This window comes from Aurantiacibacter arachoides (assembly GCF_009827335.1).
In the GTDB taxonomy this organism is placed as follows: Bacteria; Pseudomonadota; Alphaproteobacteria; order Sphingomonadales; family Sphingomonadaceae; genus Alteraurantiacibacter; species Alteraurantiacibacter arachoides.
In genome coordinates, this window is record NZ_WTYH01000001.1 from 1,803,806 (window position 1) to 1,830,306 (window position 26,501).

A 26,501-nucleotide genomic window follows, 5' to 3' on the forward strand; every position below is an offset into this window, starting at 1 on the left:
AGCGGGTGGGACCGTTTCCGCCGTCAGCGGCGCGAATGAAGATCAGGCCGCCGCTTCCATAGTTGCGATCTGGGTCAGCGCACGGGCGAATTGGGCGGGTTCGGCGCTGCCCTGCAGCACATATTTGCCGGCAATCACGAACGTAGGGACGGCGGTAATGCCGTTTGCCTTGGCCCGCGCTTCTTCATGACGGATCGCCTCCCCCAGCGCGGGATCGAGTAGCGCAGCCAGTGCCTCTTCGCGATCAAGCCCTATGCTTGCAGCCACATCGGCCAGAACCTGATGATCGGACACATCGCGCCGTTCACGCAGATGCGCGGCGAACAGCGCCAGCTTGAGCCGTGTCTGCATGGCCGCTCCCGCACTCGCCAACGCCCAGCGCAGCAGCTTGTGCGCGTCGAACGTGTTCCACATCATCGGCACGGGAGGGGGATCCTCGCCGCCGGTATAGTCCAGCGGAAAGCCGGCGGCGCGAGCCTTTTCGGACATTGTCTGGCGCATGGCGGCCAGTTCCCCAGGCGAGCGGCCGTAGACCTCGGCAATATGTGCGGCCTGCGACTTGCCGGCGGGCGGCGCCTCGGGATTGAGTTCGAACGGCATCCAGCGGATCGTCGCATCGACATCGTCGCCCACCTGCTCCAGCGCACGGGAGAGGTTGGCGTAGCCCACGGCGCACCACGGGCACATGACGTCGGACCAGATATCGATGTCGAGCGCGGTCACGGGCGTTCCTCCATCCACCATTGCAACAGGGAACGGGCGATGGCGATGGGCGGCGGGGCGACAAAGGCCGCGCCTTGCGCGTCAGGCTCCATTGCGTGGAGCACATCGGCACGGGTGAACCAGCGCGCGTCTTCCAGTTCGGCTTCATCCACGGTCAGCGTGCGGCTTTCGGCCATGGCGTGGCAGCCGATCATCAACTGGCTGGGGAACGGCCAAGGCTGGCTGGCAACGTAACGCACCTGGCCCACCCGCAAGCCGACCTCTTCCAGCACCTCGCGCGCGACCGCATCCTCCATGCTTTCGCCCGGTTCGACGAAGCCGGCGAGCGCGGAATAGGCGCGATCCGGCCAGCCTCGCCCGCGCCCCAGCAGCAGCGCATCGTCATGCTGCACCAGCATGATGACGACCGGATCGGTGCGGGGGAAATGTTGCGCATTGCAAGACGGACAATCGCGTTGCCAACCACCCTTGGCGATCACCGTGGGCGCCCCGCAGCGAGCGCAAAAGCGGTGCCGCGCGTGCCAGTCGACAAGCGCCCGTGCCCCGCCGTACAGCGCCAGCTGGTCGGCGGGCAGTCGGGCAAGCGCGGCCCGGTCGACACGCTGTTCGTAGGCCGGACGCGGATCGCCGTCCTGCGGCACGGCAGCGAACAGCGCAGCGCCATTGCGCAGGCCCAGGAAAACGCATTCCGCGTCATCGTTCTTCAGGACGGCGTAGGTTAAGGCATCGTCCTGCGTCACGGCGGCAAGGCCATCCATCACCAGCAGGCGGGACGCCGGATCGCTCCGCAATTTCGTGAGACGCGCGGGATCGGCACGAATGTGATCGGCCCGGTCGATGCCATGGCCGGTAAAGGCGATACGCCTGTCGCTCACCGCTGCTTATGCTCCCCGCCGCGCCGCCGCATCCTCGGCCACGATCAGCGGGAAACGCTGCTGCGCATCGTAACTGTCGGCTGGCATGTATTGGGTCATCAGCGTCTGCCTCAGCCCCTGATCGAGGTTGACCAGCCCCGCCGTGCCGGCCGCCCCGAACCAGCCGTACAGGCCCTGCGCCTCGCCCGTGCCGGACAACCCGCCCGCACCGAAACCGAAGCTGCGGCCGCCGCTGGCAAACCCGCCGTTGCTCGCCAGCGTATCGGGCATCAGGTTCGATGTGCCGAGCCGCACGGCCGCCTCGCTCATCACCCGCCGCCCGTCGATCTCTCCGAAACCGGCGAGCATCTGCAGGAAGCGGTCATAATCGCGCGCGCTGGAGACCAGCCCGGCCCCGCCGAACGGGAAGGCCGGACGGTCGAGGAAGACTGAGCTGTTCGGCAAATCGACGGGCAGCGGCAAGTCTGCCATCACGAAATAGTTCGCTGCCAGCCGGCCGGCATCCTCGCGCGGCACCTGGAACGTGGTGGAGCGCATGCCCAGCGGATCGAACAGGCGGGTCTGCAGAAAGGCATCAAAGGCCTGTCCGCTGACCATCTCGATCACCCGGCCAAGCAGGTCCAGCCCCATCGAATAGCTCCAGCGCGTGCCGGGCTGATAGACCAGCGGCATTTCGGCCAGCCCGTCGGCAAACGATTCAAGCGTGCCGCGGGCTTCCCCACCGAAGAATTCGCGCGCCAGCGCCATGCGGCTGACCGCCAGCGGCACGAGGCCGCGCTGCCCGAAGGCCTGCCGGATCGCCCCCTGCTGGACGATCGGATAGCCCAGACCGGAAGTATGGGTGAGCAGGTGGCGTATCGTTATCGGGCGGGCGGCAGGCTCCAGATTGTCGGCGGTGATCGGCCCGTCATAGCTCTTCTGCACCCGCATCGTGCGATATGCGGGCAGGATCTCGTAAAGCGGCTGGTCGAGCGCGAGCAAGCCGTCATCGATGCACATCATCGTCGCCATGCCGGTGATCGGCTTGGTCATCGAATAGATGCGCCACAACGTATCGGCACCCACCGCGTCCGCCCCGCCAAAGGTGCGCGCCCCGCCAGCAATGAAATCGGGCGCGGCCTGCCCCCAGCCCAGCGCGGCAACCATGCCCGCCACCTTGCGCTGATCCACGAAAGAACGGACGAAGCGCTGGACGGCAGGCCAGTTCGCCGCCTCCGACTGCGCCAGCGCGGCGAACGGCGATGCGGCGACCAGCGCCCCCGCTCCCAGCACGGCACCACCGCGCAGGGCATCGCGGCGGGAAAGCGCGGCGTGAAACGACAGGTCGGACATGGGGGCGGGCCTCACGAGAAAAGGGTGCGATGGCAGGCCTACGTATCGCGCGCGCCTGCATCAAGCTTGAACGGATGCGCTGTGTTAGCTATGTAAGACGCATGCTCAACATCGTCTCCATCCTCGTCGGCCTGCTGTCGCTGGTCATCGTCATCCCTTCGCAGATCCCGCTGCTCGGTATCGGCAACTGGCTGGCGCTGCCGCTGCTCGCGGTCGGCATCGTCATCGGCCAGTTGTCGAGCAAGAACACGGGCCGCAACCTGAACCTGGTGATCCTCGCCATCGCGGTAATCCGCCTGATGCTGGGCGGCGGCGTGCTCTAGTCCTCCCCATCGGTCGACCGCTGCGCCAGCACCCGCTCTGCCGCCTTGGCGAAAAGCGTGGGCAGGCCCGCCTCGTCCAGCCGTTCGAGCGGCCACCATTGGCCTTCGCCCGCAGGCACGCCTTCGCCCGCATAGGTGGCAACGCCCAGCTCCAGGTCGAAATGGGTGAAGCCGTGGCGCACTACGCCCGCGGCCTTCCACGCGCCCGCCAGCGGCGCCTCCCCATGGCCGTCGGCGCGGGCTAGCCAGCCATCGTCGGGCAGCGCGCGCATGCCGCCGAGCAGCCCCTTCGCGGGGCGGGTGACGAGCCATACGGCCTCGTCGCGCTCGATCCAGAAGGCCGTGCCCGTGCGCAGCGGCCTGGCCTTTTTCACTGCCTTGACCGGAAAGCGCAACGGATCGCCAAGCGCCCGCGCCGCGCATGCCGATTGCAGCGGGCAGAGCAGGCACTTCGCGTCGCGGGCCGTGCAGATCGTCGCGCCCAGGTCCATCATGGCTTGCGCAAAATCGCCCGCGCGTTTGCCGGGCGTGATCGTGTCGGCCGCCACCCGGATGGCCTTGCGCGCGCCGGGCAGCGGCGTGGCGATGGCATAAAGCCGGGCCACCACGCGTTCGACATTGGCATCGATCACCACCGCGCGCCGCCCGAAGGCGATCGCGGCCACGGCAGCGGCGGTGTAGTCGCCCACGCCCGGCAAGGCGCGCAGACCTGCCTCGGTATCGGGAAACCCGCCCAGATCGGCCACGGCCCGGGCCGCCTTCACCAAGTTGCGGGCGCGCGAATAGTATCCCAGACCCGCCCAGGCCGCCATCACCGCCTCCTCCGGCGCGGCGGCAAGCGCCTCCACCGTGGGCCAGCGCGCGGTAAAGGCGGCGAAATAAGGTGCAACCGCCGCCGTGGTGGTTTGCTGCAGCATCACTTCCGACAGCCACACCCGGTAGGGATCGGGCCGCTCTCCTGTGCTGACGCGCCATGGCAGCCGCCGCGCATGGCGATCGTACCAGTCGAGTAGCAGATCGGACATGGTGGCGGACATGGCCCGGCTATGGCATGGGGGCAAATCTCATGGAACGCGACGAACCACCGAAATCGGGGAAGACCCCGCCCGCCGCCGCGCGCGGGAAAGCCGCGCCCAAAGGTAAGGCCAGGGCCAAGCCCTATGAACGTCCGCGCGGCGGCCCCGCCATGCAGGTCGCCGACCTGGTGCCGCAGATCGGTCGCGCCGCGTTCCGCCGGTTCGGCTTCGTGCAATCGAGCGTCGTCACCCGCTGGCCGGAAATCGTCGGCGCGGCGCATTCGCGCGTCTGCATGCCGGAATCTATCCGTTTCCCGCCGGGCGAGAAATCGGACGGTATCCTCCAGCTCGTCGTGCTGCCCGCCCATGCGCCGCTGATCCAGCACGTCATTCCCGAAATCATCGAGCGGGTGAACCGCTTCTTCGGCTACAAGGCGGTCGTGCGAGTGAAGATGCGGCAAGGCACGGTTAAGCCGCCGTCTGGTGGGGAAAAGCGCACCGCCCCCCCCTCGCTCAAGCCCATTCCGATGGACCTTGGGCAGGGCTTGCGCGATATCGGCGATCCCGAATTGCGCACGGTGCTCGAATCACTGGCCCGCGCCGTGGCGCAGGAAGAGGACGAATCACGATGACCACCCGTTTTGCCGCCGCGATCGCCGTAGCCGTGGCCATGCCTGTCGCAGTGTGGGCGGTTCCCGCCGCGGCCCAGAACTGGAACGCGCAGTACGCCCAGACCGCGACCGGCCACCGCGTGGGTAATCCCGATGCCGATATCCAGTTGATCGAATACGTCAGCTATACCTGCCCCCATTGCGCGCAGTTCGAGCAGGAGAGCGAGGCTGAGCTGCGGTATTTCTACGTCCACGAAGGTCAGGCCACTGTGGAAGTGCGCCACTTCATCCGTAACATCGTGGATATCGTCGCAGCCGTTTCCGCCGAATGTGGCGGCGCGGATGCGTTCTATGATAACCATCGCATGTTCCTGAATTCGCAGGATGAATGGATGGAACGCGGACGCGCCTTGTCGGCGGCGCAGCAGGCCCGCTGGGGCGCGGGCGATTGGGGTTCGCGGATGCGCGCGATCGCCTCCGACCTCGATTTCTACGAGATGATGGAGCCGCGCGGCCTTTCGCGCACCCAGCTTGATGCCTGCCTCGTCGATCAGTCGCGGGCTGAACGCATCGTCGCCATGTCGGATGCCAATGCCGCCGAGTTCGGCGTGCAGGGCACGCCCAGTTTCGTGCTCAACGGCGCGCTGCTCGATGGCGTCCACAGCTGGCAGGGCCTGCGCGAGGTGCTGGTTGCCACGCGCGAGACGCCACCTGCCGCCCTGCAATAGGGCATAACCCTGTGCAAAAGCGCCGGCTCGCGAACCCGCGGCGCTTTGCCCCCCTGCCGCCTTGCGGCTAGTCTCGGGTTCCGCCTGACCCAAGGAAAGACCTGTCGATGAGCCCCTCCCGCCGTTTCGCCCTCGCCCTTCTCGCCGCCCCGTTGACGCTGGCGCTTGCCGCCTGCGGTGACGAGGCCGATGGCGAAGCCGCACTTGTCGGGGAGCCGGTGGCCGCCGCACCCGCACCCGCCGGCAGCAGCTGGAGCGAGCAGGCCGTGCGTACAGAGGCCGGCGGCTGGCAGGTCGGCAACCCCGATGCGCCGATCAAGCTGGTCGAATACGGCTCCCTCACCTGCCCTGCCTGCGGCCAGTTCTCGGTTGACGGGGCGGAAGCCCTGCAGCGCGACTATATCGACACCGGCCGGGTCAGCTTCGAATTCCGCAGCTTCATGATTCACGGTGTCCCCGATCTGGTGCTGACGCGGATGCTGGAATGCGGCGCTGTCACCTCGGCCGTGCCGCTGGCCGATCAGGTGTGGCAGTCGATGATGGCTGGCACCCCGCCGTTCGACACCACCAATGGCGCGGCGCTGGAACAGGCCAATGCCCTGCCCGAGGCGCAGCGACTGGTGGCGCTGGCGGATGCTGCCGGCACGCTCGATTTCTTCGCCGCCCGCGGCATCAGCAAGGATCAGGCAGCCACCTGTCTTGCCGATTTCGAAGCGGCGCAGGCCCTGTCGGAAAAGACCCAGGCCGCGGCCGAGGGCGACAGCGTCACCCGCACGCCGACGTTCTTCATCAACGGCCGCCAGATCGAGGAAAGCAGCTGGACGGGTGTCGAAGCGGCGCTGCAACGCGCCGGCGCTCGCGAAGAGTAAGGGCGAGCGGGGGGCCCGGCAGCAATGGAGTTCCGCAAGCTCAGGCTGAGCGGCTTCAAGAGCTTTGTCGAGCCCGCCACCCTGCGCATCGAACCGGGGCTGACGGGCGTCGTCGGCCCCAACGGCTGCGGCAAGTCCAACCTGCTCGAAGCGATTCGCTGGGTGATGGGGGAAAACAGCCCCAAGTCCATGCGTTCGGGCGGCATGGAAGACGTGATCTTCGCCGGCACCGCCACCCGCCCGCCGCGCGATTTTGCCGAGGTCGTGCTGCACGCCGCGGATGACGCGGGCGACGACCTCGACGTAGTCCGACGGATCGAACGCGGGGCCGGCAGCGCCTACCGCCTCAACGGGCGCGATGTGCGGGCGAAGGACGTCTCGCTGATCTTCGCCGACGCCGCCACCGGCGCGCACAGTCCGGCGCTCGTCAGCCAGGGCAAGATCGCCCAGGTCATCGCCGCCAAGCCGACCGAGCGGCGCATGATGCTGGAGGAGGCGGCGGGCATTTCCGGCCTGCACGTGCGCCGCCGCGATGCCGAACAGAAGCTGCGCAGCACGGAGAAGAACCTCGAACGGCTGCACGACCTGATGGCCGGGCTCGACACGCAGATCGCCTCGCTCAGGCGGCAGGCCAAGCAGGCCGAACGCTACAAGGCGCTGAGCGACCAGATCCGCGTGGCCGAGGCGCGCCTGCTGTTCGCCCGGTGGCGCGATGCGGCCGCCGCCGCGGAAACCGCGCGTGTCGAGGCCAAGGCGGCCGACGAGCAGGTTGCGAGTGCGCAAGGGCTGGCAAGGCAGGCGCAATCCGCGCAGAACGCGCTGGCGACCAAGCTGGCCGAATTGCGCGACGACCTCGCCGACCGGCGCGACGATGCCTCCGCCCACGGGCATCGCATGGCCTCGCTCGCCAGCCAGCTGGAGGCAGCGGAGCAGCGGCTGCGCGACCTCGACCGGCAGCAGGCCCGGCTGGAAGAAGATCGCTTCGACGCCGATCGCATGACCCAGGACGCGGCGCAGGCGATGCAATCGCTGAAGGCCGCGCTGGCAGGGGGCGAGCGGTCGCTGGCCGAGGACGAAGCCAAACGCCCCGAACTGGAACGCGCGGTGGAATTGGCGGAACGCGCGGGCCGCGCGGCGGAACTCGCGCTCGCCAATGCCACCGCCCAGAACGCCGGGGTCGAGGCCGAGTGGCGCGTGGTGGAAGCCGAGGTGGCGCAGGCCGATGCCCGGCTCGCGCGGCTGGATGGGGAGGCGCGACGCCTGGCGGAGCAGCAGGCGGCGCTTGTCGGCGAGAGCGATCCGGTGGCCGCCGTTGCCGCCGCGCAGACCGCGGTCGCGGCGGCGGGCGAACGGCTGTCCGCCCTGCGCGGCGAGATCGACGCGGAACGGGCGCGCAAGGATGCGCTCACCAGCGCGCGGGACGACGCCGCCGCAGCGCTGTCCTCCGCCCGCGCCGAATTGGCGGGGGTCGAGCGGGAATATCTGGCCCTGAAACGCGACCGGGACGCGCGCGAGCGGCAACAGGCGGGGCGCCACGGTCTGCCCGCCGCGCTCGACCGGGTGGCGGCAGCCCGCGGGTACGAGCGGGCGCTGGCCGCCGTGCTGGGGCGCGATGCAAGGGCCCCGCTGGGCGCGCCCGCCGATGCAGGCGAAGGACGGTTCTGGACCGGGTCGCCGCCGCCCGCCCCGGTGGCGGACAGTCTCATCCACCACCTGCGCGACATTCCCAGCGAACTCGCCGCCCGCCTCGCGCTGGTCCACGTCGCCGAGCAGGACGACGGGCGTGCCCTGCAACCGGGCGAATGGCTGGTCACCCGATCGGGCGCGCTGAGACGCTGGGACGGGTTCGTGGCGCGCGGCGAAGGGGCGGCGGAGGCCGCGCGGCTGGAAGCCGACAACCGCTTCGCCGATCTGGCAGAGCAGCTTCCCGCGCTGCAGGCGACCGCCGCGACAGCCGAAGCGCAGCAGGCCGAGGCACAGACCGCTCTGCGCGCCCTGCAACAGGATCTCATTGCCCAGGACCGCCAACTCGACGCCGCGGCGGAGGCAGAACGCCATGCCCTGCGCGCGCTCGACCAGGCAGAGGCGCGGCGCGAGCGGCTGGCCGAGCGGCACGAGGCACTGGCCGCCAGCCTCGCCGAGCAGACAGGCCAGCGGGAGACCGCCGAGGGCGAACTCGCTGCCGCGCGTGAAAAGCGCTCCGCTCTGCCCGATCCCGAGGCTGGCCGCGCCGCGCTGGAGGCCGCGCGCGCCAGGCACGGCGCCATGCGCGACGGTATGCAGGCCACTCTCGCCGCGCTTTCCGCCCACGACCAGTCGCTCGCAGTGTTGCGGGAACGTGTCGCCACCCAGCGTGCCGACATCAGGGGCTGGGAAGCGCGCGCGGGCGATGCCGCGACCCGGCTGGCGGGCATGACCGCACGGTTCGATGAAATCGCCGAGGAACGCGCCGTGATCGCCGCCAAACCGCAGGGGTTGATGCGCGAGATCGAAGGCGGAGAGGCAACGCGCACTCGGCTGGGCGACGACCTGGCACGCGCGGAGAGCGCGGTCGCCGCAGTGACTGAACACGCGCGCGAGGCGGAGCGGGCCCTTGCCGATCTCACCGAGGCACTCTCGACCGCGCGCGAACGCCGCGCGACCTTGGTAGCGCGGGCGGAGAACGAGGAGCAGCGGCGCGAGGAGATGGCGCGCATTTCCGGCGAGCGCTTCCAGTGTCCGCCGCCGCTGCTGCCCGGCCGGTTCGAGTTCGCTGAGGACGCGGTGAAGAACCACGGTTTGGAGAGCGACGAGATGGATCGCCTGACCGCCGGTCGTGAAAGGATCGGGCCGGTCAACCTCGTTGCCGCCGATGAACTGGTTCGCATCGAGACACAGCACGGTGCCAGCGCCCAGGAACAAGCCGAACTGGCCGAGGCGGTAAGCCGCCTGCGCTCCTCCATCGGCAGCCTCAACCGCGAGGGGCGCGAGCGCCTGCGCGCCGCGTTCGAGGAGGTGGACGGCCACTTCCGCCGCCTGTTCACCCGCCTGTTCGAAGGCGGGCAGGCCCACCTGGCCATGGTCGACAGTGACGATCCGCTCGAAGCCGGGTTGGAAATCTTTGCCCAGCCTCCCGGCAAGCGCCTGCAATCGCTGAGCCTGCTGTCGGGCGGCGAACAGGCACTAACCGCGACAGCGTTGATTTTTGCACTGTTCCTAACCAATCCGGCACCCATCTGCGTGCTGGACGAGGTCGATGCGCCGCTCGACGATGCCAACATCGAACGCTTTTGCGACCTTCTCGATTCGATGGTTCGCGAGACACGGACGCGCTATCTGATTGTCACCCACAACGCCGTCACCATGAGCCGGATGCATCGCCTGTTCGGGGTGACGATGGTGGAAAAGGGCGTCAGCCGGCTGGTCAGCGTGGACCTCGGCGAGGCGGCCGCGATGGCGGCGGAATAGGCGCGAGCAGCGCGCGGCCGCAACCCTCAAGCTCCAATGCGTGAGGTTCAGCCCAGCACTGCCCGCGGACCCGTTCCGCTCGCCCCCAGGTGGTCGTCCTTGTTGTAGAGCTGGCATTTGCGCAGGCTCAGACAACCGCAACCGATGCACTGGTCGAGCTGGTTGCGGGTGCGCGTCAGGAGGTTGATCTTCTCGTCGATCGCCGCGCGCATCGCCCGGCTGATCTTCTGCCAGTCGGCAAGCGTCGGATGGCGATCATCGGGAAGGGTGGCGAGTTGCGCCTCGATCTCCGCCAGGGCGAGGCCCATTCTCTGCGCGATGAGGACGAAGCTGACCCTGCGGATGTCGCTGCGCGGGTACTTGCGCTGGTTGCCCGAGGTTCGCAGCGGATGGAGCAGCCCCTTCTCCTCGTAGAAGCGCAACGCAGACACGGCCACGCCAGTGCGCGCGGCCAGTTGTCCGATGCTGATGAACTGCGGTTGCCCCATGAGCGGTCTCCTTTCGATCAACCCTTGATCTCAAGTTAGCTTGAGGTTGCATAAAGAGCGAGTGGCGATTCGAAGTGGTATCTCAATCGCCTGTTAGGTTGCAATATCAGACTCTTGCTCAAGGGATTTCACACATGACTGCAAAAGCACCCGCGGCCCGCATCGAACACGTGAACCTGACCGTGAGCAATCTTGATCGACCGATAGCCCTGCTGCAGGCCCTGTGTGGATGGAAGGTGCGGCTGCGCGCACCACACGGGGTGCGCGGCGAGTTCGCCCATGTCGGTAGCGAGGACCATTACATCGCCCTGTGGTCCGATGGGGCTGACCACTCAGGTCAGGCGAAAGGCAGGCCGCTCAATCACGTCGGCTTGCAAGTCGCGGACCTGGCCGCCGCGGCACGCGCAGTGGAGGACGCAGGGCTCGAAACGTTCAGCCACGGCAAGTACGAACCGGGGCCGCACACGTTCTATTTCTTCGACTGGGACGGGATCGAGTTCGAGGTCGTCAGTTACGAACAGGGCCGCAAGGGCTAGACGCGCTCAGAAGCTTTCTTCGTAAACCCTTGAAATGTCGCCCGCCCATTCGCCGTGATACTTGTCGAGCAGGACTTGTGCCGGCACCCGCCCGCCGTCGACGATCTGTCGGAGGGGCGCCAGGAAGCCGCTTTCATTATCGCCCATCGAGTTGAGCCGCGCGCGGGCAACAAGACCGGCGTGGGCAATGTCGAGCACTTCCTTTGCCAGTTCGCGCAAAGTGCCCCCGGCGGGGACCGAGGCGCCAAGCGCCTGTGCCGGGACCGCCGCACGCAGCGCTTCGCGTTCATCCATCGACCAGTGCTTGACCAGGTCCCACGCGGCATCGAGCGCGGTGTCGTCGTAGAGCAGCCCGACCCAGAACGCGGGCAGAGCGCAGATGCGATTCCACGGACCACCATCGGCGCCGCGCATTTCGAGGAAACTCTTGAGCCTGACCTCCGGAAAGGCGGTGGACAGATGATCCCACCAGTCGGATTGGGTGGGCAGCTCTCCGGGAAGCGCGGTCAACTCGCCGCGCAGGAAATCCCTGAAGCTCTGGCCCGCTGCATCGATGTACTTGCCGTCCCGGAAGACGAAATACATCGGCACGTCCAGCATGTAGTCGACCCAGCGTTCGTAGCCGAAATCCTCGTCGAAGACGAAGGGCAACATCCCGGTGCGATGCGGATCGGTATCGGTCCAGATATGGCTGCGGTAGGAAAGGAAGCCGTTGGGCTTGCCCTCCGTGAAAGGCGAATTGGCAAACAACGCCGTGGCAAGCGGCTGGAGCGCCAGGCCAGTGCGGAATTTCTTGGCCATATCGGCCTCTGACGCGTAGTCGAGGTTAACCTGAATGGTACAGGTCCGCAGCATCATGTCGAGACCGAGGCCGCCTACGCGCGGCATATGCCGCAGCATGATGTCGTATCGTTGCTTGGGCATTACCGGCAGTTCGGCGCGGGTCTTGTCCGGCCACATGCCGAGCCCGAGGAACCCTACCCCGCATTCGTCGCCGACCGCCTTCACCTGCGTGAGGTGACGCCCGGTCTCGGCGCAGGTCTGGTGCAAGGTTTCCACCGCCGCGCCCGACAGCTCGAGCTGGCCCGCAGGCTCCAGGCTGATCGTCCCGTCCTCTCCCGACATGGCGATGACGTCGACCTTGCCATCCGGCCCCGCCTCCTCGACCGGTTCCCAGCCGAACTGGCGCGTGGCCATGAGGATGTCGCGAATGCCGCCGGGTTCGCCATAGCTGGGCGCGCGGTGATCCTCGATCTTGTAGACGAGCTTTTCGTGCTCGGTGCCGATGCGCCAGCGTTCGGGCGGCTTTTCGCCGGCCTGCATCGGCTCGACCAGCTGGTCGCGGCTTTCGATGCGCGGCTCGTCCGCGGCCGAGGCTCCCCGCGTGCTCATGTTCGCCCTATGCTCATGTTCGCTGCTCCATGCGCCGATCTCTAATCGGCAGGTTGCGAATTGCCACTGTAATCCGCGCTCCGCCAGTCACCCCGCACGGCCATCCACACTGCGACCGCGGCGATGGCAGCGGTCTCGCCGCGCAGGATGCGGGGGCCAAGCGTAATGGGCCGGGCCTGAGGGTGAGCGCGGATCATTTCGCGCTCGCCATCGTCGAACCCGCCCTCGGGTCCGGTCAGGATCGCGGCGCACGGCGAACCGGCGGAAAAGGCGTCGGATGCGGGCGTGCCGCCTTGTTCATCCGCGAAGAACAGCGTGCGCTCCTGCGGCCAATCGCGCAGCATCGCCTCCAGCCTCATCGGTTGGCCGAGCTGCGGGAGTGCAGTGCGGGCGCACTGCTCGGCCGCCTCGACCACGATGGTCCGCGCCCGTTCCGCATTGAGCTTGTCGGCCACGCAGCGGCGGGTCACGACCGGCGCCACGCGCGCCACCCCCAGTTCGGTCGCCTTTTCGAGCACCAAGTCGAACCGATCCTTCTTCAGCAGCGCGGGCGCCAGCCACAGATCAGGCACGTTCTCGCGCGGGCGCAGGCGTTCGGCCGCGCCGAGCACCACTGTGCGCTTGCCCGCCTCCACCACGCGCGCGGCCCATTCGCCGGTCACATCGTCACACAGCACCACGGCATCGCCCTCGCCCACGCGCATGACACGGGCGAGGTAGTGCGCCTGCGGCCCCTCGATCATGACCGTCGCCCCCTCGGCCAGCGTCTGATCCACGAACAGCCGCGGCGCACTGCGAGGCGGCCAGGCCGGTGTTTTCGGGGCTGGCGTTCTGGGTGACGGAACCCTTGGGTCAGGCGGGGCAGACATGGCTAGGCACTTGGGCGAACCATCGGTAACAGGCAAGCCCGCCATGACATCCGACACCGTCACGCCCGATACCCAGCACGCCACCCTGGCCGAGCGCTTGCCGCAGCCCTGGCGCGATTATGCGCTGCTGGCGCGGTTCGACAGGCCGATCGGCTGGTGGCTGCTGTTCTGGCCCTGCGCGTGGGGCGTGTGGCTGAGCGGAACGGGCGCGCAATGGCAACTGGTGGCGTGGTTGCTGGCGGGGTCCATCGCCATGCGCGGGGCGGGCTGCGTCTACAACGACCTGGTCGACGCCGATCTGGATCGGCAGGTGGCGCGCACCGCCAGCCGCCCGGTGGCGAGCGGGCGCGTGTCGAAACGCGCGGCTTGGCTGTGGTTGATCGCGCTGTGCCTCGTCGGCCTGATCGTGCTGCTGCAACTGCGCTGGCAGGCACAACTGGTGGCGCTCGGCAGCCTGGCACTGGTTGCCGCCTACCCCTTCATGAAGCGCATCACCTGGTGGCCGCAGGCCTGGCTGGGGCTGGTGTTCACCTGGGGCGCGCTGGTCGGCTGGACCGCGCTTCGCAGCGACCACTGGGAAGTGATGCTGGCGCTGTGGGGCGGCGCGCTCTTCTGGTGCATGGGATATGACACGATCTACGCCCTGCAGGATCGCGAGGACGACGCACTGGTGGGCATCCGCAGTTCCGCGCTCAGGCTGGGGCGCCACGTGCGCAGCGGCGTGGCCGTTTTCTACGCCCTGGCCGTAATGCTGTGGGCGCTGGCGTTCTGGCTGCTCAGGGGCGACGCTCTGGCCGTGCTCGCCCTCGCTCCGGCAGCGCTGCACCTTGGCTGGCAGGTGTTTAGCCTCGATCCGGCGGACCCGGCCAATCCGCTCCATCGCTTCCGGTCCAACCGCCTTGCCGGGGCGCTGGTGGCGGCGGCGTGCTTCGTGACGGGCAACGCCGGGGCGTGATTACTCGGCAGGTTGCAACCGCACCGGCTTGCGCGGATTGACCCGGTCCAGCAACCGCGCAAGGCGGCCGGTCAGCGCGCCGTGGTGCTGCATCCAGTCGTAATAGAGACGGTATTTCGCATCCTCGCGCAGCATGTGCGCTTCCTCCGTCCGGGCGCGCCAGTAGTAGATGCCGCTGACGATGGCGAGGAAGGCCGTGTTGCGCACCATGTCGACATAGGAGCCGCTGGTCACCAGGAACGGCAACACGGTGGACCACCAGAACAGGTTCTTGGATACGTAGGCCGGGTGGCGCGTGAAGCGGTAGGGACCGTTGGTCAGCACACCGCGGTAGGTCAGGTTGGAAAAACGCAGGCCGAACGCCATCGTCGCCCAGGCATAGATCGCGGTCAGGAACACCAGCCACGCGGCCCACACCCACAACAGGGCGCTGTAGTCGCCTAGCCAGTAGGCCCAGCCCGCCGTGTTGGTTTCGTAGGCGAGGATATTGCCAAGCACGCCCCAGCTGAAAGGCGGATAGCAGGCCAGCGCCGCGACCCAGCCCGCGAGGAAGGGGTTGCCGCTGCGGATGTGTGCGTCGAGCGGGCGCATGGTGAGCAGGTATCCCACCGTGCCGATCTGCACGTCGATCACGAACAGCAGTTCGAACAATAGCGTGCCGATGCGCACCGGATCGCTCGTTATCGCGGAAAGGTCGGTCTCCACCACCGAGGCGAACCCGGGCGGTAGGATGGAGATCATGAAGGCGCCGAAGAAGCCCTTGATGAACCAGGCGCGGGCGTGCTTCCTGACCTCATCAAGGGCAAAAGTTTCCCGCCCGATCAGCATCGCGCCAAAGTGCCACGCGGCATCGCGCGGGTTCACCAGCACCCGGTCTATCCACACGACGTAGGGTATCGACAGCACGAACAGAGGCACCACCGCGGCGCCGATCACCTCCATCGCGAACAGGTATTGTCCGTCCCAGTACCAGCGGCCAAGGCAATAGAACGCGCCGATCACGAACCATGTCGACCACAGGCCGGCGAGCTTGGTAATCGACACGTCGAGCGTTTCCGACACGGGCCGGCGGCGGCTCCAGTCGATGCCGGTGGAGGGGCGCCGGTGGACCTTGTCGACCAGCACCGACCAGGCCGCCATCGCGCCGCCCGTCAGCACCATGGCCAGCAGGGCCGAATAGGGGCCGGACAGCGGCCCGCGCGATCCGTCGAACCCCAGGGCCTCGGCAATCGCGGGAAAATTGCGGGCGAACAGGATGTAGCCCAGCAGCGTCAGCAGGCCGATAGCGCCGACCCAGCCGGACACGTCGCTAGCCGGCAGTCCGGTCTTGTCGGGGTGGGCAGCTAGGGTCACCTACACGCCCTAGCGCGAGAGGCGTCAGCGGCGGGTTAACGCCGGCTCGGCCTCTCGCCTGTGTCCCGCAGAGGGACGATCAGCGGAAGGCGGTGATGTTGCCGCCATCGTCGAGGATGTACATCGTGCTGTTGGCCACGACCGGCGGCAGCGAGACGCCATCGCGCAGCGCGCTGTGATCGGCAACCGTGCCGGTCATCACGTCGACCGACTTGATCACGCCTTCGGAGCTAGCGATCCACAGGCGGTTGCTGGCCAGCACCGGGCCGGTCCAGAAAATCGGCCCTTCGCGGTCCTCGGGATCGCGCCATTGGTCAAGCTGGGTCATCCAGCGGATGCGGCCGGTATTGCGCTGGATGGCAAGGATGCGCGAATCGTCGGTCAGGGTGAACACCCACTCGCCGATCACCGTGGGCGTGGAGATGCCCGCGAGCGTCAGTTCCCAAATACGCTGGCCGGTGAGCAATTCGTAGGCGGCCATGCGCCCACCCTGGCCCAGCGCATAGACGCGGCCCTGGTCGATGATCGGGTCGGCATCGACATCCGTCAGCGTACCGACCGAGGTGGAAATGCTGGTGCGCGCCAGGGCGTCGGACCACAGCTCACGCCCGTTCTCGTAACGGTAGGCCACCAGCTCGCCGCTGGAGAAGCCCGCGAGCACGGTGCCCTGCCCGGCGGCAGGCGCGGCCACGCCGAAAACGCCCTGCTGGCCGGAGGCTGCCGCCCGCTGCCAGCTGGTGGCGCCATCATCGGCATCGAGCGCGAAGATCTGGTTGTCCTGCGTCATCACGAAGACGGTATTAAATGCGATCGTCGGCGCGCCGCGCAGGGGGCCGCCCGGCTTGACGCGCCAGATCTGCGCGCCTGTGGCGGCATCGAGCGCCACCACGTCGCCAACGCCGTTGGTGGCGTAGACGCGGCCATTGGCAAAACTGGCGCCCCCGCCGAACGTCGCGTCCTGCAGGTCGCCAGATACCTCGATACGATGCTGCCACACGCGCGCACCGGTCGCGGCGTCAAAGGCGTGAACCACGGCGCTGGTATCGACCGCGAAAACCATGCCCGCGCCCACGACCGGCGAGGAGGCGAGGCGGCGCGTGTTGGTGGTGCCGGCGATGCGCGCTGTCCAGGCCCGCACGGGCGTATTGGACAAGGTGACGTGCCCGGCCACCTTCGCCGCGTTGCCGCCCGTCTGTTCCCACGTGGCATTGGTCTGCGCCGGGGGAACGACCACGGCCACGCTGGCAAGCGCCGGGTCGGCAACGATCTCGGTGGCGATGCGCGAGAGGATCGGCTGGCGGTTGCCAACCGTCGGCGTTTCCTCGGTATCGTCGTCACCGCCACCGAAGATATCCAGCGTCTGGCATCCGCCGAGCGAGAGCGCCAGCGCGCAGGCCATCAGGCGCGGTGCCAGCGGAAAACCGTTCATGATTGTCATCGTCATAATGCCTTTATTCGGCCAACTGGACGGTCGGCTGTTCCTCTTCCTGGCCGGTGATCTCGGCAAGGGCTGCGTCGACATCGTCGATGGCATCGAACCCCAGCAGACCGGCGAGTTGGCGGGTGCGGCCCCGGATGCTCGTGGGAACGGCCTCGTCCTTGGAAATGGCGACCAGCAGCGGCCCGGCCTGATCGCGCTGCCCCTGCGCGAGGTAGGCATGGGCGACAAGTTCGCCGGCGCTGCCGTAATAGGGATTGCCCGGCTGGGCCAGAGGACCGATGCGGGCGATCACCTGCGCCGGTTCCATGGTGTCGAACTGGGTGGCGACAGAGCGGATTGCGGCAATATCGCGCAGCTCGGCGGGAAGATCGTCATTGTTCGCCACACGGTCGAACAACGCGCCGGCATCGGCGGGGCGATCCTGCTGGATGGCAATACCCGCCTGCAGCATGGCGGCAGCGGCCGCGGCGCCATCGGTGCCCTCGGCCACGGCGGCAAGCTTGGTGTCGGCCAGGTTGATGTTGCCCGCCTCCAGCTCGTCGAGCGCCTGCACCAGTTCGTTCGAACGGTCTTCCATCGATGACCGGTTCGAGGCGTTATAGATCAGCCAGCCGCCATAGGCAGCCATCAGCACCAGGAAGGCGATCCCCAGCGGCACGCCGTACTTCCTGGCGAAGTTGCTGACCTCGTCCTGACGGACAGCCTCGTCCACCTCGCGCATGAGCATGTCCTGCTCCCGGTCGCGCTTGGGGGTGGCGGGCGTGATGCTGGTTGCAGGAGGTTTGGCCACGGGTTCGATCTGTCTTTACGGATAAGTTAATTTCGGTGCCGCTCTTTAGCGGATGGGCCGCGCTTTTCAATCGGAGACCACGCGAGTGCCCCCGCAGGCGTGAATGGCCGATGAAGCCTGATGCGCGACGACGGTGCGCAGCTGGCGCTCAGGTGCGCGAATATTTCTGCATCAAGCCGAAATACAGCGCCCGGTATCGCTCCAGCATGCGGCGCTCGTCGAATTCCTCGCGCGCCTTCTGGCGGTTGGCCTGCCCGATCCGCTTGCGCGCCACCGGATCGGCGGCCAGGCGCTGCAAAGAGGCCGTGAGAGCGCCGGCATCGCCGGCCGGAACGAGGAACGGGCCGTTGTCGCTGGATACCATGGCCGCGATGTCGCCCACGCGCGGGGCCACGACCGGCAGGCCGGCGGCCATGGCCTCCACCACGGAAATCGGCATCTGTTCGGAGCGGCTGGACAGCGCGAAGATATCGAACAGCCCCACTAGTTTCGCAGGGTCCGCGATGAAGCCGGGCAGGTGGACCCGGTCCTCCACCCCCAGCCGCTCGGCCTCGGCCAGCAGCGCCTCGCGCTCCGGTCCCTCGCCCGCGATCACCAGGTGCCATTCGGGGGGCAGGTCGGCAATCGCCTGCACCAGCAGTTCAAGCTGCTTGACCTTGCGCAGCCCCGCCAAGGTGCCGACCCACATCTCGCCCCGGCGCTTGATGAGGCGCGGCAGCACGTCGCGGCTGGGCGGCGCGGCACAGGCGCGGGTGTCGATGCCGTTGGGGATGCGCCGCACGCGGGTGCGCGGCTGATCCCACACGTTGAGCGCAATATCTTCCAGCGTGGCCGAGGGCACTACCAGTGCCGCGCTGCGCCCCAGCGCGATGCGGCGATACCAGTTGCGCCGCGTCTTCAGCCGCTGCGCCTCGTCCTCGTTGAAGCCGTCCTCGTGATGGACCAGCGGCGGCAGCTTGAAGGCGTCTGCGAAGATGGTGTGCGCCATCGCCGCGTCGATCGCGCCCCAGTTGTAGGTGCAGATGAGATCGTAGCCGGCCATCGCCTCCGCCAGCTTCTTGAGCCGCCCGGGTGTGGGTTTGCCACTGAGCGAGGGAAACCGCGGCCAGCTGATGCGCGGCTTCTTGCCGATCCGGTGCGCTGCGCCGCGCTTTTCCAGGTCGCCAGAGACGATGGCGTGATCGACCTCCCGCCCCCAGGCGTTGATCAGTTGCACCGTTCGCAGTTCCTTGCCGCCTGCATCGAAGGTTGAATGCAGGTGGAGGATTTTGGGCACCTTGCCGGTCATGCCACTTGCGCCAGCAGATTGGCGACGGCGGCCTGTGCGACCGGCTCCTCGAACGTGGGAACGTGCCCCACGCCCGGTACGACGACGGCGGTGCAGCCGGGGATTTCCGCCACCATCCGCGCCTGCGTGGCAGCAGAGAGCAAGTCCGAACGCTCGCCGCGCAGCGACAGCACCGGGCGTCCCCCCAAAGCACCGAACACCGGCCACATGTCGACAGGCTCGGCAGGCGGAGGCGCGGAAAACGGTTCGGCGATGCGCATGTCGTAATCGAAGGCGATGCGTCCGCCGCCGCCCAGCGCCATCGTGCGCTTGGCCATGCGCAGCCAGTCCGCCATCACGTAGTCGGGATAGACGTCGCCGTTCGCCTCCTGCATGGCCCGCGCGGCGTGGACCCAGGTGGGAAAGCTGCGCCCCTGCCCGACGTAATCCCTTATCCGCTCCAGCCCCGCAGCCTCGATATCGGGCCCGATGTCGTTCAACACCACGGCGGCGAAGCGGGATGCATCCTGTGCCGCCAGCAGCGCGGTCACGATCCCGCCGAGAGAGGTGCCCACGGCCACCACCCGGCCAAGCCCCGCCTGGTCGAACAGGGCGGCCACGTCAGCGGCGTATTGCAGCGGCGCGTAGGTGGCGGAATCCTTGGCATATTCGCTTTCGCCCCGCCCGCGCAGATCGACGCAGACGAGACGCCATTCACCGGCAAAGGCATGGGCTAGCGGTTCGAAGTCGCGCGCGTTGCGGGTCAGGCCGGGAATGCACAGCAACGCCGGGCGGTCCTCCCGCCCCTCTCCCGCCACAGCAGGATAGTCGCGATAGTGCAGCGTCAGCCCGTCGTCGCTCTGCCATGTGCCGGTGGTAAAGGCGGGTTCGCCCAAGACAACGTCCTTTGCTTTTGCAGGCCCGGCTTGCCCCGGGCGCTGGCGAGGGCCACTAATGGTGCCATGCGAAGCGAACCGCAACCTGCCGAATATCGTGCCGACCCGAAAATTCGCGAGGTGGCGGGCTTCCTCGCCGACCGGGTGGAGGCGGCGCGCTTTCCCAGGACCGAGCTGCGGTTTCGCAATCGCCGGTGGGACAAGGCCGTGGGTCTCGGCGACCTCACCGATGCGCAATGGCTGGCGCATTTCGGGCGGTTCGAGCCATTGCCCGGCAATCTCGAACAGCCGCTGGCGCTGCGTTACCACGGGCACCAGTTCCGCGTGTATAACCCGGACCTGGGCGACGGACGCGGGTTCCTGTTCGCCCAGCTGCGCGACGTCGATGACCGGCTGCTCGATCTGGGCACAAAGGGCAGCGGCACGACGCCGTGGAGCCGCACCGCCGACGGGCGCCTGACGCTGAAAGGTGGCGTGCGCGAAATCCTGGCGACCGAGATGCTCGAGGCCCTGGGCGTCAACACTTCCAGGACGTTCTCCATCGTCGAAACGGGTGAAGACCTGGTGCGCGGCGACGAGCCATCGCCCACGCGATCGGCAGTCATGGTGCGCCTGTCCCACGGCCACATCCGCATCGGCAGTTTCCAGCGGCTGATGGCCCTTGGCGAACACGACGATCTCGCGCGCCTCGTCGATTACTGCCTCGCCATCTATCCCGGACCCGTGCCGCCTGCCGACGCGCCGGGCCGCGACGAGCCTGCCGTCGTCCTGCTGCACCAGGCGGTCGAGCGCCTCGCCGATCTTGCCGCAAGCTACATGGTCGCAGGCTTCGTCCACGGCGTGTTGAACACCGACAACCTCAACATCACGGGTGAAAGTTTCGATTACGGGCCGTGGCGTTTCCTGCCGCAGTGGGACCCGCAGTTCACCGCCGCCTATTTCGATCACCAGGGTCTCTACGCCTTCGGTCGCCAGCCGGAAGCGATTCGCTGGAACCTGGGCCAGCTCGCCATCGCGCTGCGCCCGCTGGTGCCGGAGGATGCAGGAGCCGAATCGCTGATCGCCGCGCTCGACCGCTTCGGTCCGCTCTACGCCGGCGCCATGACGCGGCGGTTCTGCTGGCGGCTGGGGGTGCAAAGCCGGGGCATGGATGCCGACGTGCATCTTGTCGAAACGGCGGAGAAAACCATGCGGGAGGGCGGCCTGTCGCCCGACGCTTTCTTCTACCGCCATCGGGGTGGCCGCGCTGCCCACGGGGCCTTGCAGGACGCGCTGACCGATTTCACCCCGCTCGATGCTGCCCACCCCTACTGGGCCGAAAATGCGCCCCAGTCCATGCTGGTGGACGAGGTCGAGACCATCTGGGACGCCATCGCCACGCGCGACGATTGGGAACCGCTCGCCGCCAAGATCGCTGCCGTCAGGCGGATGGGGGAAGCGCTCGGTGTTCCGCCGCATCCACAAGGTCATAACCATGACTCTTAACGGTGGCTTTGCGCCGCCGCGCGACTGGCGTAGAGGCGCAGGGGCATGACACAGACAGAGAGCGATTAACCCTTGCCGGCAGCCCAGCAACTGATCTCCCATGAACCTGCGACAGGCGCGGAACTGTGGCGCGGCGCCCACGGCAACGTGGACGAGGTCGTGGCCCGCGCCCGCCTCGCCTGGCCCGGCTGGGCCGCGCAGTCGCTCGCCAACCGCATCGAGCTCGTCCGCCGCTTCGCCAACGAAGTGCGCAAGGACCAGGAAGCCTTCGCCGAACTGATCGCGCGCGAAACCGGCAAGCCGATGTGGGAAGCGCGCACCGAGGTCGAGGCGGTGATCGCCAAGGTTGAGATTTCCGTCCGCGCCTTTGCCGAACGCACCGGGCAGCGAAAGCTGGACAGCGCGTTGCAGGGCACGGCGGCGCTGCGCCACAAACCGCACGGCGTGATGGCCGTCCTCGGCCCCTACAACTTCCCCGCGCACCTGCCCAACGGCCACATGATCCCCGCGCTTATCGCGGGCAATGCGGTCATCCTCAAGCCGAGCGAAAAGACCCCGGCGGTGGGCGAGAAGCTGGTGCAGCTGTTCAACCGCTGCGGCATCCCCGAAGGCGTGGTGCAATTGCTGATCGGCGGGCCGGATGAGGGCAAGGCCATTGTCGCGCACCCTGACATCAACGGCGTGCTTTTCACCGGCAGCGCGCAGGTGGGCATCGCCATCAACCGCAAGCTGGCGACCGATCCGGGCAAGATCGTCGCGCTGGAAATGGGCGGCAACAACCCCATCGTCGTGTGGGATACGCCCAAGGTGGCGGACGCCGCCGCGCTGATCGTGCAGAGCGCCTTTACCACCGCCGGCCAGCGATGCACCGCGGCGCGCCGGCTGATCCTCAATTCCAGGATGTACGACGAGGTGATCGCGGAGACCAAGCGCCTGGCCGATCGCATCATCGTGGGGGCGCCGTTCGACGAGCCCGCACCGTTCATGGGCCCGGTGATCGACAACCGCGTGGCCGACCAGTTGACCGAAAGTTTCGTCTACCTGCTTTCAAACGGCGGCCGCGCGATCAAGCACATGCGCCGCCCCGACGATTCGCTGCCCTTCGTCAGCCCGGCGATCATCGACACCACGGCGATGAAGGAACGGCCGGATGTCGAACTGTTCGGCCCATTGCTGCAGGTGATCCGCGTCGACGATTTCGACGAGGCAATTGCCGAGGCCAACGCCACGCGCTTCGGCCTTTCAGCCTCCCTGATCGGCGGAACGCCGCAGCAGTACAATCGCTTCTGGGCCAACGTGCGCGCCGGCATCGTCAACTGGAACCGGCCGACGAATGGCGCAAGCTCCGCCGCGCCGTTCGGCGGCGTCGGTTATTCCGGCAACCACCGCCCCGCCGCCTTCTACGCCGCCGATTACTGCGCCTATCCCGTCACCAGCACCGAGATGGAACAGCCGCGTGCCAGCGTTGGGGTCGGGTTCAAGGACGCCTAGCTGCCAAACGTACAAGGCCCCCGAACCGTGAGGTCCGGGGGCCTTGGCGCGGCCCTCATCAACACGACCCGTGAAGGCCGCGCAACCGGCGTATTCCAACAGGGAAGAACACGACCGGAACTCGTATCTCTCTTACCGGAGATCGAGAGTGGTATACCGCGCGCCGGCTGAATGGACCGCAACTTGCACCCATGCTTGTCGTTCAGGGAACGGGAGCCTAGCGGGCGTGCAATGACCGACATCCCTATCACCCGCCGGCGCGCGCTGGCCCTGGCACTGGGCACCCATGCGATCTGGGGCGCCATGCCGATCTACCTGATGCTGGTGAAGACGGTCCCGCCGCTGGAATACATCGCCTGGCGCACGCTGTTCACCCTGCCGATCTGCCTCGTCTTCGCGTGGTATCTCGCGCGCGGAAATGAATTGCGCGCCACGTTGACCAGCGGGCGCACCATGCGCACGCTCGTGGCCAGCGCCAGCGCGATAGCCGTCAACTGGTATGTCTATGTCTGGGCTATCCAGACCGATCACGTCTACGCCGCCAGCCTGGGCTATTACATCCTGCCGCTCGTGATGATGCTGATGGGCCTGGTCTTCCTGGGCGAGAAACTCAGCCGCTGGCAGACCGTCGCCGTCGCGCTTGCGGCGCTGGGCGTGGCGGCTCTGGCGGCGGGGGCCCTCACCACATTGTGGGTCAGCATGACGCTGGGCCTGTCGTTCGGTATCTATGGCCTGCTGCGCAAGACCGTGGCCGCCGGGCCGCTGACCGGGCTGGCCGTCGAATCGATGATCCTCGCACCGCTCGCCGCCGGTTATCTCGCCTGGGCGGGCACGCGCGGCGATGGCCTTGCGATCGGGCGCGATGGCTGGGAGACATTCGGCATCGTCATGGGCGGGCCGATGACCGCCGTGCCGCTGCTGATGTTCGCCACCGCCACCCGCGCGCTGCCCTATACGGTGATCGGGTTCCTGCAGTTCGCTTCGCCGACGATCATCTTCATCCTTGGCCTCACGTTCTTCGGCGAAGAATTGAAGCCCGCGCAGCTCGCCTGCTTCGTCGCCATCTGGATTGCCGCCAGCATCTTCACCTGGGACTTGCTGCGTGGATCGCGCCGCGCCCGGCAGGCCCTGCCCGTTACGCCCTGATCCCGTTAATCCCTGATCCCCTTAATCCCTGAACCGCCAGCCGAGCGTCTCGCCGGCGTGGAAGGGCACCAGGTCAGCATCCCCCGCCCGGATGACCTCGGGCACGGGGCAATCCACACGCTCCAGCGCGACCGTCGCCTCGTTCACCGGCAGGCCGTAAAAGGCGGGGCCATGCAGGCTGGCAAAACCCTCGAACCGATCGAGCGCACCCTCCGCCTCGAACACCGCGAGGTAGCTTTCCAGCGCATGGGGCGCGTTGAAGATGCCTGCGCAACCGCAGACGCTTTCCTTGGCTTCGCGCGCGTGGGGCGCCGAATCGGTGCCGAGGTAGAACTTGGCACTACCGCCGGTGGCTGCGCGGCGCAGAGCCAGCCGGTGCTTCTCGCGCTTGGCGACGGGCAGGCAATAGGCGTGCGGGCGAATGCCGCCGACCAGCATGGCGTTGCGGTTGATGTGCAGGTGCTGCGGAGTGATCGTGGCGGCGACGTTGGCACCGGCGCCTTCAACGAACTGCACGCCCTCTTCGCTGGTCAGATGCTCGAACACGACCTTTAGCGTCGGCAACTCCGCCAGCAGCGGGGCCAGCACCTGGTCGATGAACACCGCCTCGCGGTCGAACACGTCGACGTGCGCGTCGGTCACCTCGCCGTGGACGCACAGCACCATGCCGATTGTGGCCATCGTCTCCAGCACGGCACGGATATTGGCGACATCCGTCACCCCGCTTGCGGAATTGGTGGTGGCGCCTGCGGGATAGAGCTTGGCCGCGGTGAACACGCCGCTTTCGAATCCGCGGCGCACCTCGGCAGGATCGGTCCGGTCGGTGAGGTAGCAGGTCATCAGCGGTTCGAACGCGATGCCGTCGGGCACCGCGGCGAGGATGCGCTGGCGATAGGCCTCGGCCATGGCCACGTCGGTCACCGGAGGCGAGAGGTTGGGCATCACGATGGCGCGGGCGAACTGGCGCGCGGTGTAGGGCACCACGCCCGCCAGCATGGCGCCGTCGCGCAGGTGAACGTGCCAGTCGTCGGGACGGCGGATGGTAAGGGTTTCGCTCATGCCTTTGCCTATGGCGAAGGGCCCCCTATCTGTCACCCATGACAATCGGACCCCTGACCAGTCGCGCCGTGGTGCGTGTTTCCCCGGCAGCCGAGGGGGAGGACGCTGCCGGTTTCCTGCAAGGCTTGCTCACCAACGACGTGGGTGGGCGTGATGCCGCGGGGGGGCCGATCTATGCCGGGCTGCTGACGCCACAGGGCAAGGCCCTGTTCGACATGATCGTCTGGTATGACGGGCCGGATGTGCTGCTCGATTGCGAGGCGGAAGCGGCGCAGGACCTGGCGAAGCGGCTGTCGCTCTACCGCCTGCGGCGCAAGCTGACGATCGCCGTCGACCCGGCCATGGGCGTTGCGTGGAGCGATGCGGCGGCAGAAGGCTTCGCGCCCGACCCTCGCCTGCCTGCACTGGGCTTTCGCCGCATCGGCGCGGTGCTCGACGCCCCTGCGGTGGACGACGCCTGCCGCGCCCATCGCCTTTCGCACGGAGTCGCCGAAGGGCGCGAGGAACTGGGCGACGTGCTGTGGCTGGAAACCAATGCCGCCGAACTGAACGGGGTCAGCTTCACCAAGGGCTGCTATATCGGGCAGGAAAATACCGCGCGGATGAACTGGCGCAGCAAGGTCAACCGGCGCCTGATTGTCGTGCCGCTCGAACGGTCGGTCGAGAAGCGGCGCAAGACGGCGTACGGCGAAATCGGACTGGCCGTCGATCACTTGCGGGTGGAGGATATTCCGGCTGACCTCGTGCCGGAATGGATGACGCTGGAGAAGCCCGACCCTACCCCGTAGCGCCGTAAGCCTGGTCGAAGGCCGACACCAGCATCGCCTCCGCCCGGTCGCGCATCACCGAGCGTTCGACCGCGAGCGATTCGGCCAGCTGTTCCCCCAGCAGCGCATCGCCCAGCGCCATCAGCACCAGCGTGAACGTGGTTTCGTGCATGGCGCGGCCCCTGTCGGCGGCGCACTCTTCGGGCAAAAGGTCGTCAACGAGTGCGTGGATCGTCTCCACGATGGGGTCGAGCGCATCTTCGTTGCCTGATGCCAGCATCCAGCTCGCCAGCGCCCCGCCGCCTTCGCGTCCGAAGGCATCGAAGGTCAGATCCACCACCTCGCGCGGACTGCCGATGCCCGCGCGGGTCGCACGCACCGCGTCGGCGATGGAATCGCACACCGCCTGGGCGAGATGCCGCGCCAGATCCTTCTGCAGACCGCTCGCGCTGCCGAAATGATGCAGCAGGTTGGCATGGGTCCGCCCCACCCGGCCTGCCACGGCCTTTAGCGTCACCGCCTGGGGCCCGGCTTCAATCAACAGCGCGCGCGCCGCGACCAGCGCAGCCGAGCGGCTTTCCTGCGGGCTCAGGCGCTTCCTTATTGACATCAGTGTAAGTTGATCCCACCTTGCGACACGGA

25 protein-coding genes are annotated in these 26,501 nt (G+C 67.6%); 11 read left to right on the top strand and 14 right to left on the bottom strand.

Going from position 1 to position 26,501, the window contains the following annotated elements:
• Positions 1–42: 42 nt before the first annotated feature.
• Genes GRI62_RS08865 through GRI62_RS08875 form a run of 3 tightly spaced genes read right to left on the bottom strand, consistent with a single transcriptional unit; the run spans position 43 to position 2,930 of the window.
• The gene (locus tag GRI62_RS08865; RefSeq protein ID WP_234032715.1) at positions 43–723 is read right to left on the bottom strand and encodes a DsbA family oxidoreductase; all 681 of its coding nucleotides are present in this window, start codon (positions 721–723) and stop codon (positions 43–45) included.
• Complete coding sequence (gene nudC / locus GRI62_RS08870; protein ID WP_131452968.1) at positions 720–1,598, bottom strand: NAD(+) diphosphatase; 879 nt, start codon at positions 1,596–1,598, stop codon at positions 720–722. The genes GRI62_RS08865 and nudC overlap by 4 nt, the downstream gene beginning before the upstream one ends.
• 6 nt (positions 1,599–1,604) lie before the next feature.
• Positions 1,605–2,930, bottom strand: coding sequence for a serine hydrolase domain-containing protein (locus tag GRI62_RS08875; protein ID WP_131452969.1), 1,326 nt, complete (start codon positions 2,928–2,930; stop codon positions 1,605–1,607).
• 101 nt (positions 2,931–3,031) lie between these two features.
• Between GRI62_RS08875 and GRI62_RS08880 the strand changes: the two genes are divergently transcribed.
• Positions 3,032–3,253: a hypothetical protein gene (locus tag GRI62_RS08880; protein WP_131452970.1), complete on the top strand. Its 222-nt coding sequence runs from the start codon at positions 3,032–3,034 to the stop codon at positions 3,251–3,253.
• On the opposite strand, the gene GRI62_RS08885 is transcribed toward GRI62_RS08880, so the two are convergent.
• On the bottom strand, positions 3,250–4,278 hold the full coding sequence (locus GRI62_RS08885) for an A/G-specific adenine glycosylase (RefSeq protein WP_234027406.1): 1,029 nt from the start codon (positions 4,276–4,278) through the stop codon (positions 3,250–3,252). The two genes, GRI62_RS08880 and GRI62_RS08885, sit on opposite strands and share 4 nt — an antisense overlap.
• A 41-nt stretch (positions 4,279–4,319) precedes the next feature.
• On the opposite strand from GRI62_RS08885, the gene GRI62_RS08890 reads away from it, so the two are divergent.
• The 4 genes from GRI62_RS08890 to GRI62_RS08905 all read left to right on the top strand — a co-directional run bounded on the left by GRI62_RS08890 (position 4,320) and on the right by GRI62_RS08905 (position 9,924).
• Positions 4,320–4,901, top strand: coding sequence for a DUF721 domain-containing protein (locus tag GRI62_RS08890; protein WP_131452972.1), 582 nt, complete (start codon positions 4,320–4,322; stop codon positions 4,899–4,901).
• Entirely contained in the window at positions 4,898–5,608 is a 711-nt protein-coding gene (locus GRI62_RS08895) for a DsbA family protein (RefSeq protein ID WP_131452973.1), read from the top strand. Before GRI62_RS08890 ends, GRI62_RS08895 begins: the two co-directional genes overlap by 4 nt.
• A 107-nt stretch (positions 5,609–5,715) precedes the next feature.
• On the top strand, positions 5,716–6,477 hold the full coding sequence (locus tag GRI62_RS08900; protein ID WP_131452974.1) for a thioredoxin domain-containing protein: 762 nt from the start codon (positions 5,716–5,718) through the stop codon (positions 6,475–6,477).
• A 24-nt stretch (positions 6,478–6,501) separates the two neighbouring features.
• Positions 6,502–9,924 (top strand): chromosome segregation SMC family protein, encoded by a 3,423-nt coding sequence (locus GRI62_RS08905; protein WP_131452975.1) that lies wholly within the window; start codon positions 6,502–6,504, stop codon positions 9,922–9,924.
• Between the two features lie 47 nt (positions 9,925–9,971).
• On the opposite strand, the gene soxR is transcribed toward GRI62_RS08905, so the two are convergent.
• On the bottom strand, positions 9,972–10,412 hold the full coding sequence (gene soxR, locus GRI62_RS08910) for a redox-sensitive transcriptional activator SoxR (RefSeq protein WP_131452976.1): 441 nt from the start codon (positions 10,410–10,412) through the stop codon (positions 9,972–9,974).
• 134 nt (positions 10,413–10,546) lie between these two features.
• Between soxR and GRI62_RS08915 the strand changes: the two genes are divergently transcribed.
• A complete protein-coding gene (locus GRI62_RS08915; RefSeq protein WP_131452977.1) occupies positions 10,547–10,948 on the top strand; it encodes a VOC family protein in 402 nt (133 codons plus the stop codon).
• Positions 10,949–10,954: 6 nt separating this feature from the next.
• On the opposite strand, the gene GRI62_RS08920 is transcribed toward GRI62_RS08915, so the two are convergent.
• Positions 10,955–12,340, bottom strand: a complete 1,386-nt coding sequence (locus GRI62_RS08920) for a glutamate--cysteine ligase (RefSeq protein ID WP_131452978.1) — start codon at positions 12,338–12,340, stop codon at positions 10,955–10,957.
• Between the two features lie 41 nt (positions 12,341–12,381).
• Positions 12,382–13,209, bottom strand: coding sequence for a 16S rRNA (uracil(1498)-N(3))-methyltransferase (locus GRI62_RS08925; protein WP_131452979.1), 828 nt, complete (start codon positions 13,207–13,209; stop codon positions 12,382–12,384).
• 43 nt (positions 13,210–13,252) lie between these two features.
• On the opposite strand from GRI62_RS08925, the gene ubiA reads away from it, so the two are divergent.
• Positions 13,253–14,164 carry a 4-hydroxybenzoate octaprenyltransferase gene (gene ubiA / locus GRI62_RS08930; RefSeq protein WP_131452980.1) on the top strand — a complete coding sequence of 304 codons (912 nt, stop codon included), beginning with the start codon at positions 13,253–13,255 and terminating at the stop codon, positions 14,162–14,164.
• On the opposite strand, the gene GRI62_RS08935 is transcribed toward ubiA, so the two are convergent.
• The 5 genes from GRI62_RS08935 to GRI62_RS08955 all read right to left on the bottom strand — a co-directional run bounded on the left by GRI62_RS08935 (position 14,165) and on the right by GRI62_RS08955 (position 19,911).
• Positions 14,165–15,517 (bottom strand): methyltransferase family protein, encoded by a 1,353-nt coding sequence (locus GRI62_RS08935; RefSeq protein WP_234032713.1) that lies wholly within the window; start codon positions 15,515–15,517, stop codon positions 14,165–14,167. It lies immediately after the preceding gene.
• Positions 15,518–15,596: 79 nt separating this feature from the next.
• Positions 15,597–16,961 carry a PQQ-binding-like beta-propeller repeat protein gene (locus tag GRI62_RS08940; protein ID WP_131452981.1) on the bottom strand — a complete coding sequence of 455 codons (1,365 nt, stop codon included), beginning with the start codon at positions 16,959–16,961 and terminating at the stop codon, positions 15,597–15,599.
• A 7-nt stretch (positions 16,962–16,968) separates the two neighbouring features.
• Entirely contained in the window at positions 16,969–17,748 is a 780-nt protein-coding gene (locus GRI62_RS08945; protein WP_131452982.1) for a tetratricopeptide repeat protein, read from the bottom strand.
• A 148-nt stretch (positions 17,749–17,896) separates the two neighbouring features.
• A complete protein-coding gene (locus tag GRI62_RS08950; protein WP_131452983.1) occupies positions 17,897–19,036 on the bottom strand; it encodes a glycosyltransferase in 1,140 nt (379 codons plus the stop codon).
• Complete coding sequence (locus GRI62_RS08955) at positions 19,033–19,911, bottom strand: alpha/beta fold hydrolase (protein ID WP_131452984.1); 879 nt, start codon at positions 19,909–19,911, stop codon at positions 19,033–19,035. The genes GRI62_RS08950 and GRI62_RS08955 overlap by 4 nt, the downstream gene beginning before the upstream one ends.
• Before the next feature lie 66 nt (positions 19,912–19,977).
• On the opposite strand from GRI62_RS08955, the gene GRI62_RS08960 reads away from it, so the two are divergent.
• The 3 genes from GRI62_RS08960 to rarD all read left to right on the top strand — a co-directional run bounded on the left by GRI62_RS08960 (position 19,978) and on the right by rarD (position 24,033).
• Complete coding sequence (locus tag GRI62_RS08960; protein ID WP_131452985.1) at positions 19,978–21,396, top strand: protein adenylyltransferase SelO family protein; 1,419 nt, start codon at positions 19,978–19,980, stop codon at positions 21,394–21,396.
• A gap of 72 nt (positions 21,397–21,468) precedes the next feature.
• Positions 21,469–22,887: a succinylglutamate-semialdehyde dehydrogenase gene (gene astD / locus GRI62_RS08965; protein WP_199799918.1), complete on the top strand. Its 1,419-nt coding sequence runs from the start codon at positions 21,469–21,471 to the stop codon at positions 22,885–22,887.
• Positions 22,888–23,118: 231 nt separating this feature from the next.
• Positions 23,119–24,033: an EamA family transporter RarD gene (rarD, locus tag GRI62_RS08970; RefSeq protein ID WP_131452986.1), complete on the top strand. Its 915-nt coding sequence runs from the start codon at positions 23,119–23,121 to the stop codon at positions 24,031–24,033.
• 21 nt (positions 24,034–24,054) lie between these two features.
• On the opposite strand, the gene pyrC is transcribed toward rarD, so the two are convergent.
• Positions 24,055–25,092 carry a dihydroorotase gene (gene pyrC, locus GRI62_RS08975; RefSeq protein WP_131452987.1) on the bottom strand — a complete coding sequence of 346 codons (1,038 nt, stop codon included), beginning with the start codon at positions 25,090–25,092 and terminating at the stop codon, positions 24,055–24,057.
• A 38-nt stretch (positions 25,093–25,130) separates the two neighbouring features.
• On the opposite strand from pyrC, the gene ygfZ reads away from it, so the two are divergent.
• Positions 25,131–25,880 carry a CAF17-like 4Fe-4S cluster assembly/insertion protein YgfZ gene (gene ygfZ, locus GRI62_RS08980; protein ID WP_131452988.1) on the top strand — a complete coding sequence of 250 codons (750 nt, stop codon included), beginning with the start codon at positions 25,131–25,133 and terminating at the stop codon, positions 25,878–25,880.
• Here ygfZ and GRI62_RS08985 read toward each other — a convergent pair.
• Positions 25,870–26,469, bottom strand: coding sequence for a TetR family transcriptional regulator (locus GRI62_RS08985; protein WP_131452989.1), 600 nt, complete (start codon positions 26,467–26,469; stop codon positions 25,870–25,872). The genes ygfZ and GRI62_RS08985 overlap by 11 nt on opposite strands.
• Positions 26,470–26,501: the final 32 nt, after the last annotated feature.

Bases quoted from the DNA above. Each gene is read 5' to 3' on its own strand.
- GRI62_RS08875 (WP_131452969.1), bottom strand. From the start codon at position 2,930: ATGTCCGACCTGTCGTTTCACGCCGCGCTTTCCCGCCGCGATGCCCTG.
- GRI62_RS08880 (WP_131452970.1), top strand. From the start codon at position 3,032: ATGCTCAACATCGTCTCCATCCTCGTCGGCCTGCTGTCGCTGGTCATC.
- GRI62_RS08885 (WP_234027406.1), bottom strand. From the start codon at position 4,278: ATGTCCGATCTGCTACTCGACTGGTACGATCGCCATGCGCGGCGGCTG.
- GRI62_RS08890 (WP_131452972.1), top strand. From the start codon at position 4,320: ATGGAACGCGACGAACCACCGAAATCGGGGAAGACCCCGCCCGCCGCC.
- GRI62_RS08895 (WP_131452973.1), top strand. From the start codon at position 4,898: ATGACCACCCGTTTTGCCGCCGCGATCGCCGTAGCCGTGGCCATGCCT.
- GRI62_RS08900 (WP_131452974.1), top strand. From the start codon at position 5,716: ATGAGCCCCTCCCGCCGTTTCGCCCTCGCCCTTCTCGCCGCCCCGTTG.
- GRI62_RS08905 (WP_131452975.1), top strand. From the start codon at position 6,502: ATGGAGTTCCGCAAGCTCAGGCTGAGCGGCTTCAAGAGCTTTGTCGAG.
- soxR (WP_131452976.1), bottom strand. From the start codon at position 10,412: ATGGGGCAACCGCAGTTCATCAGCATCGGACAACTGGCCGCGCGCACT.
- GRI62_RS08915 (WP_131452977.1), top strand. From the start codon at position 10,547: ATGACTGCAAAAGCACCCGCGGCCCGCATCGAACACGTGAACCTGACC.
- GRI62_RS08920 (WP_131452978.1), bottom strand. From the start codon at position 12,340: ATGAGCACGCGGGGAGCCTCGGCCGCGGACGAGCCGCGCATCGAAAGC.
- GRI62_RS08925 (WP_131452979.1), bottom strand. From the start codon at position 13,209: ATGTCTGCCCCGCCTGACCCAAGGGTTCCGTCACCCAGAACGCCAGCC.
- ubiA (WP_131452980.1), top strand. From the start codon at position 13,253: ATGACATCCGACACCGTCACGCCCGATACCCAGCACGCCACCCTGGCC.
- GRI62_RS08940 (WP_131452981.1), bottom strand. From the start codon at position 16,961: ATGACGATGACAATCATGAACGGTTTTCCGCTGGCACCGCGCCTGATG.
- GRI62_RS08950 (WP_131452983.1), bottom strand. From the start codon at position 19,036: ATGACCGGCAAGGTGCCCAAAATCCTCCACCTGCATTCAACCTTCGAT.
- GRI62_RS08960 (WP_131452985.1), top strand. From the start codon at position 19,978: ATGCGAAGCGAACCGCAACCTGCCGAATATCGTGCCGACCCGAAAATT.
- rarD (WP_131452986.1), top strand. From the start codon at position 23,119: ATGACCGACATCCCTATCACCCGCCGGCGCGCGCTGGCCCTGGCACTG.
- pyrC (WP_131452987.1), bottom strand. From the start codon at position 25,092: ATGAGCGAAACCCTTACCATCCGCCGTCCCGACGACTGGCACGTTCAC.
- ygfZ (WP_131452988.1), top strand. From the start codon at position 25,131: ATGACAATCGGACCCCTGACCAGTCGCGCCGTGGTGCGTGTTTCCCCG.
- GRI62_RS08985 (WP_131452989.1), bottom strand. From the start codon at position 26,469: ATGTCAATAAGGAAGCGCCTGAGCCCGCAGGAAAGCCGCTCGGCTGCG.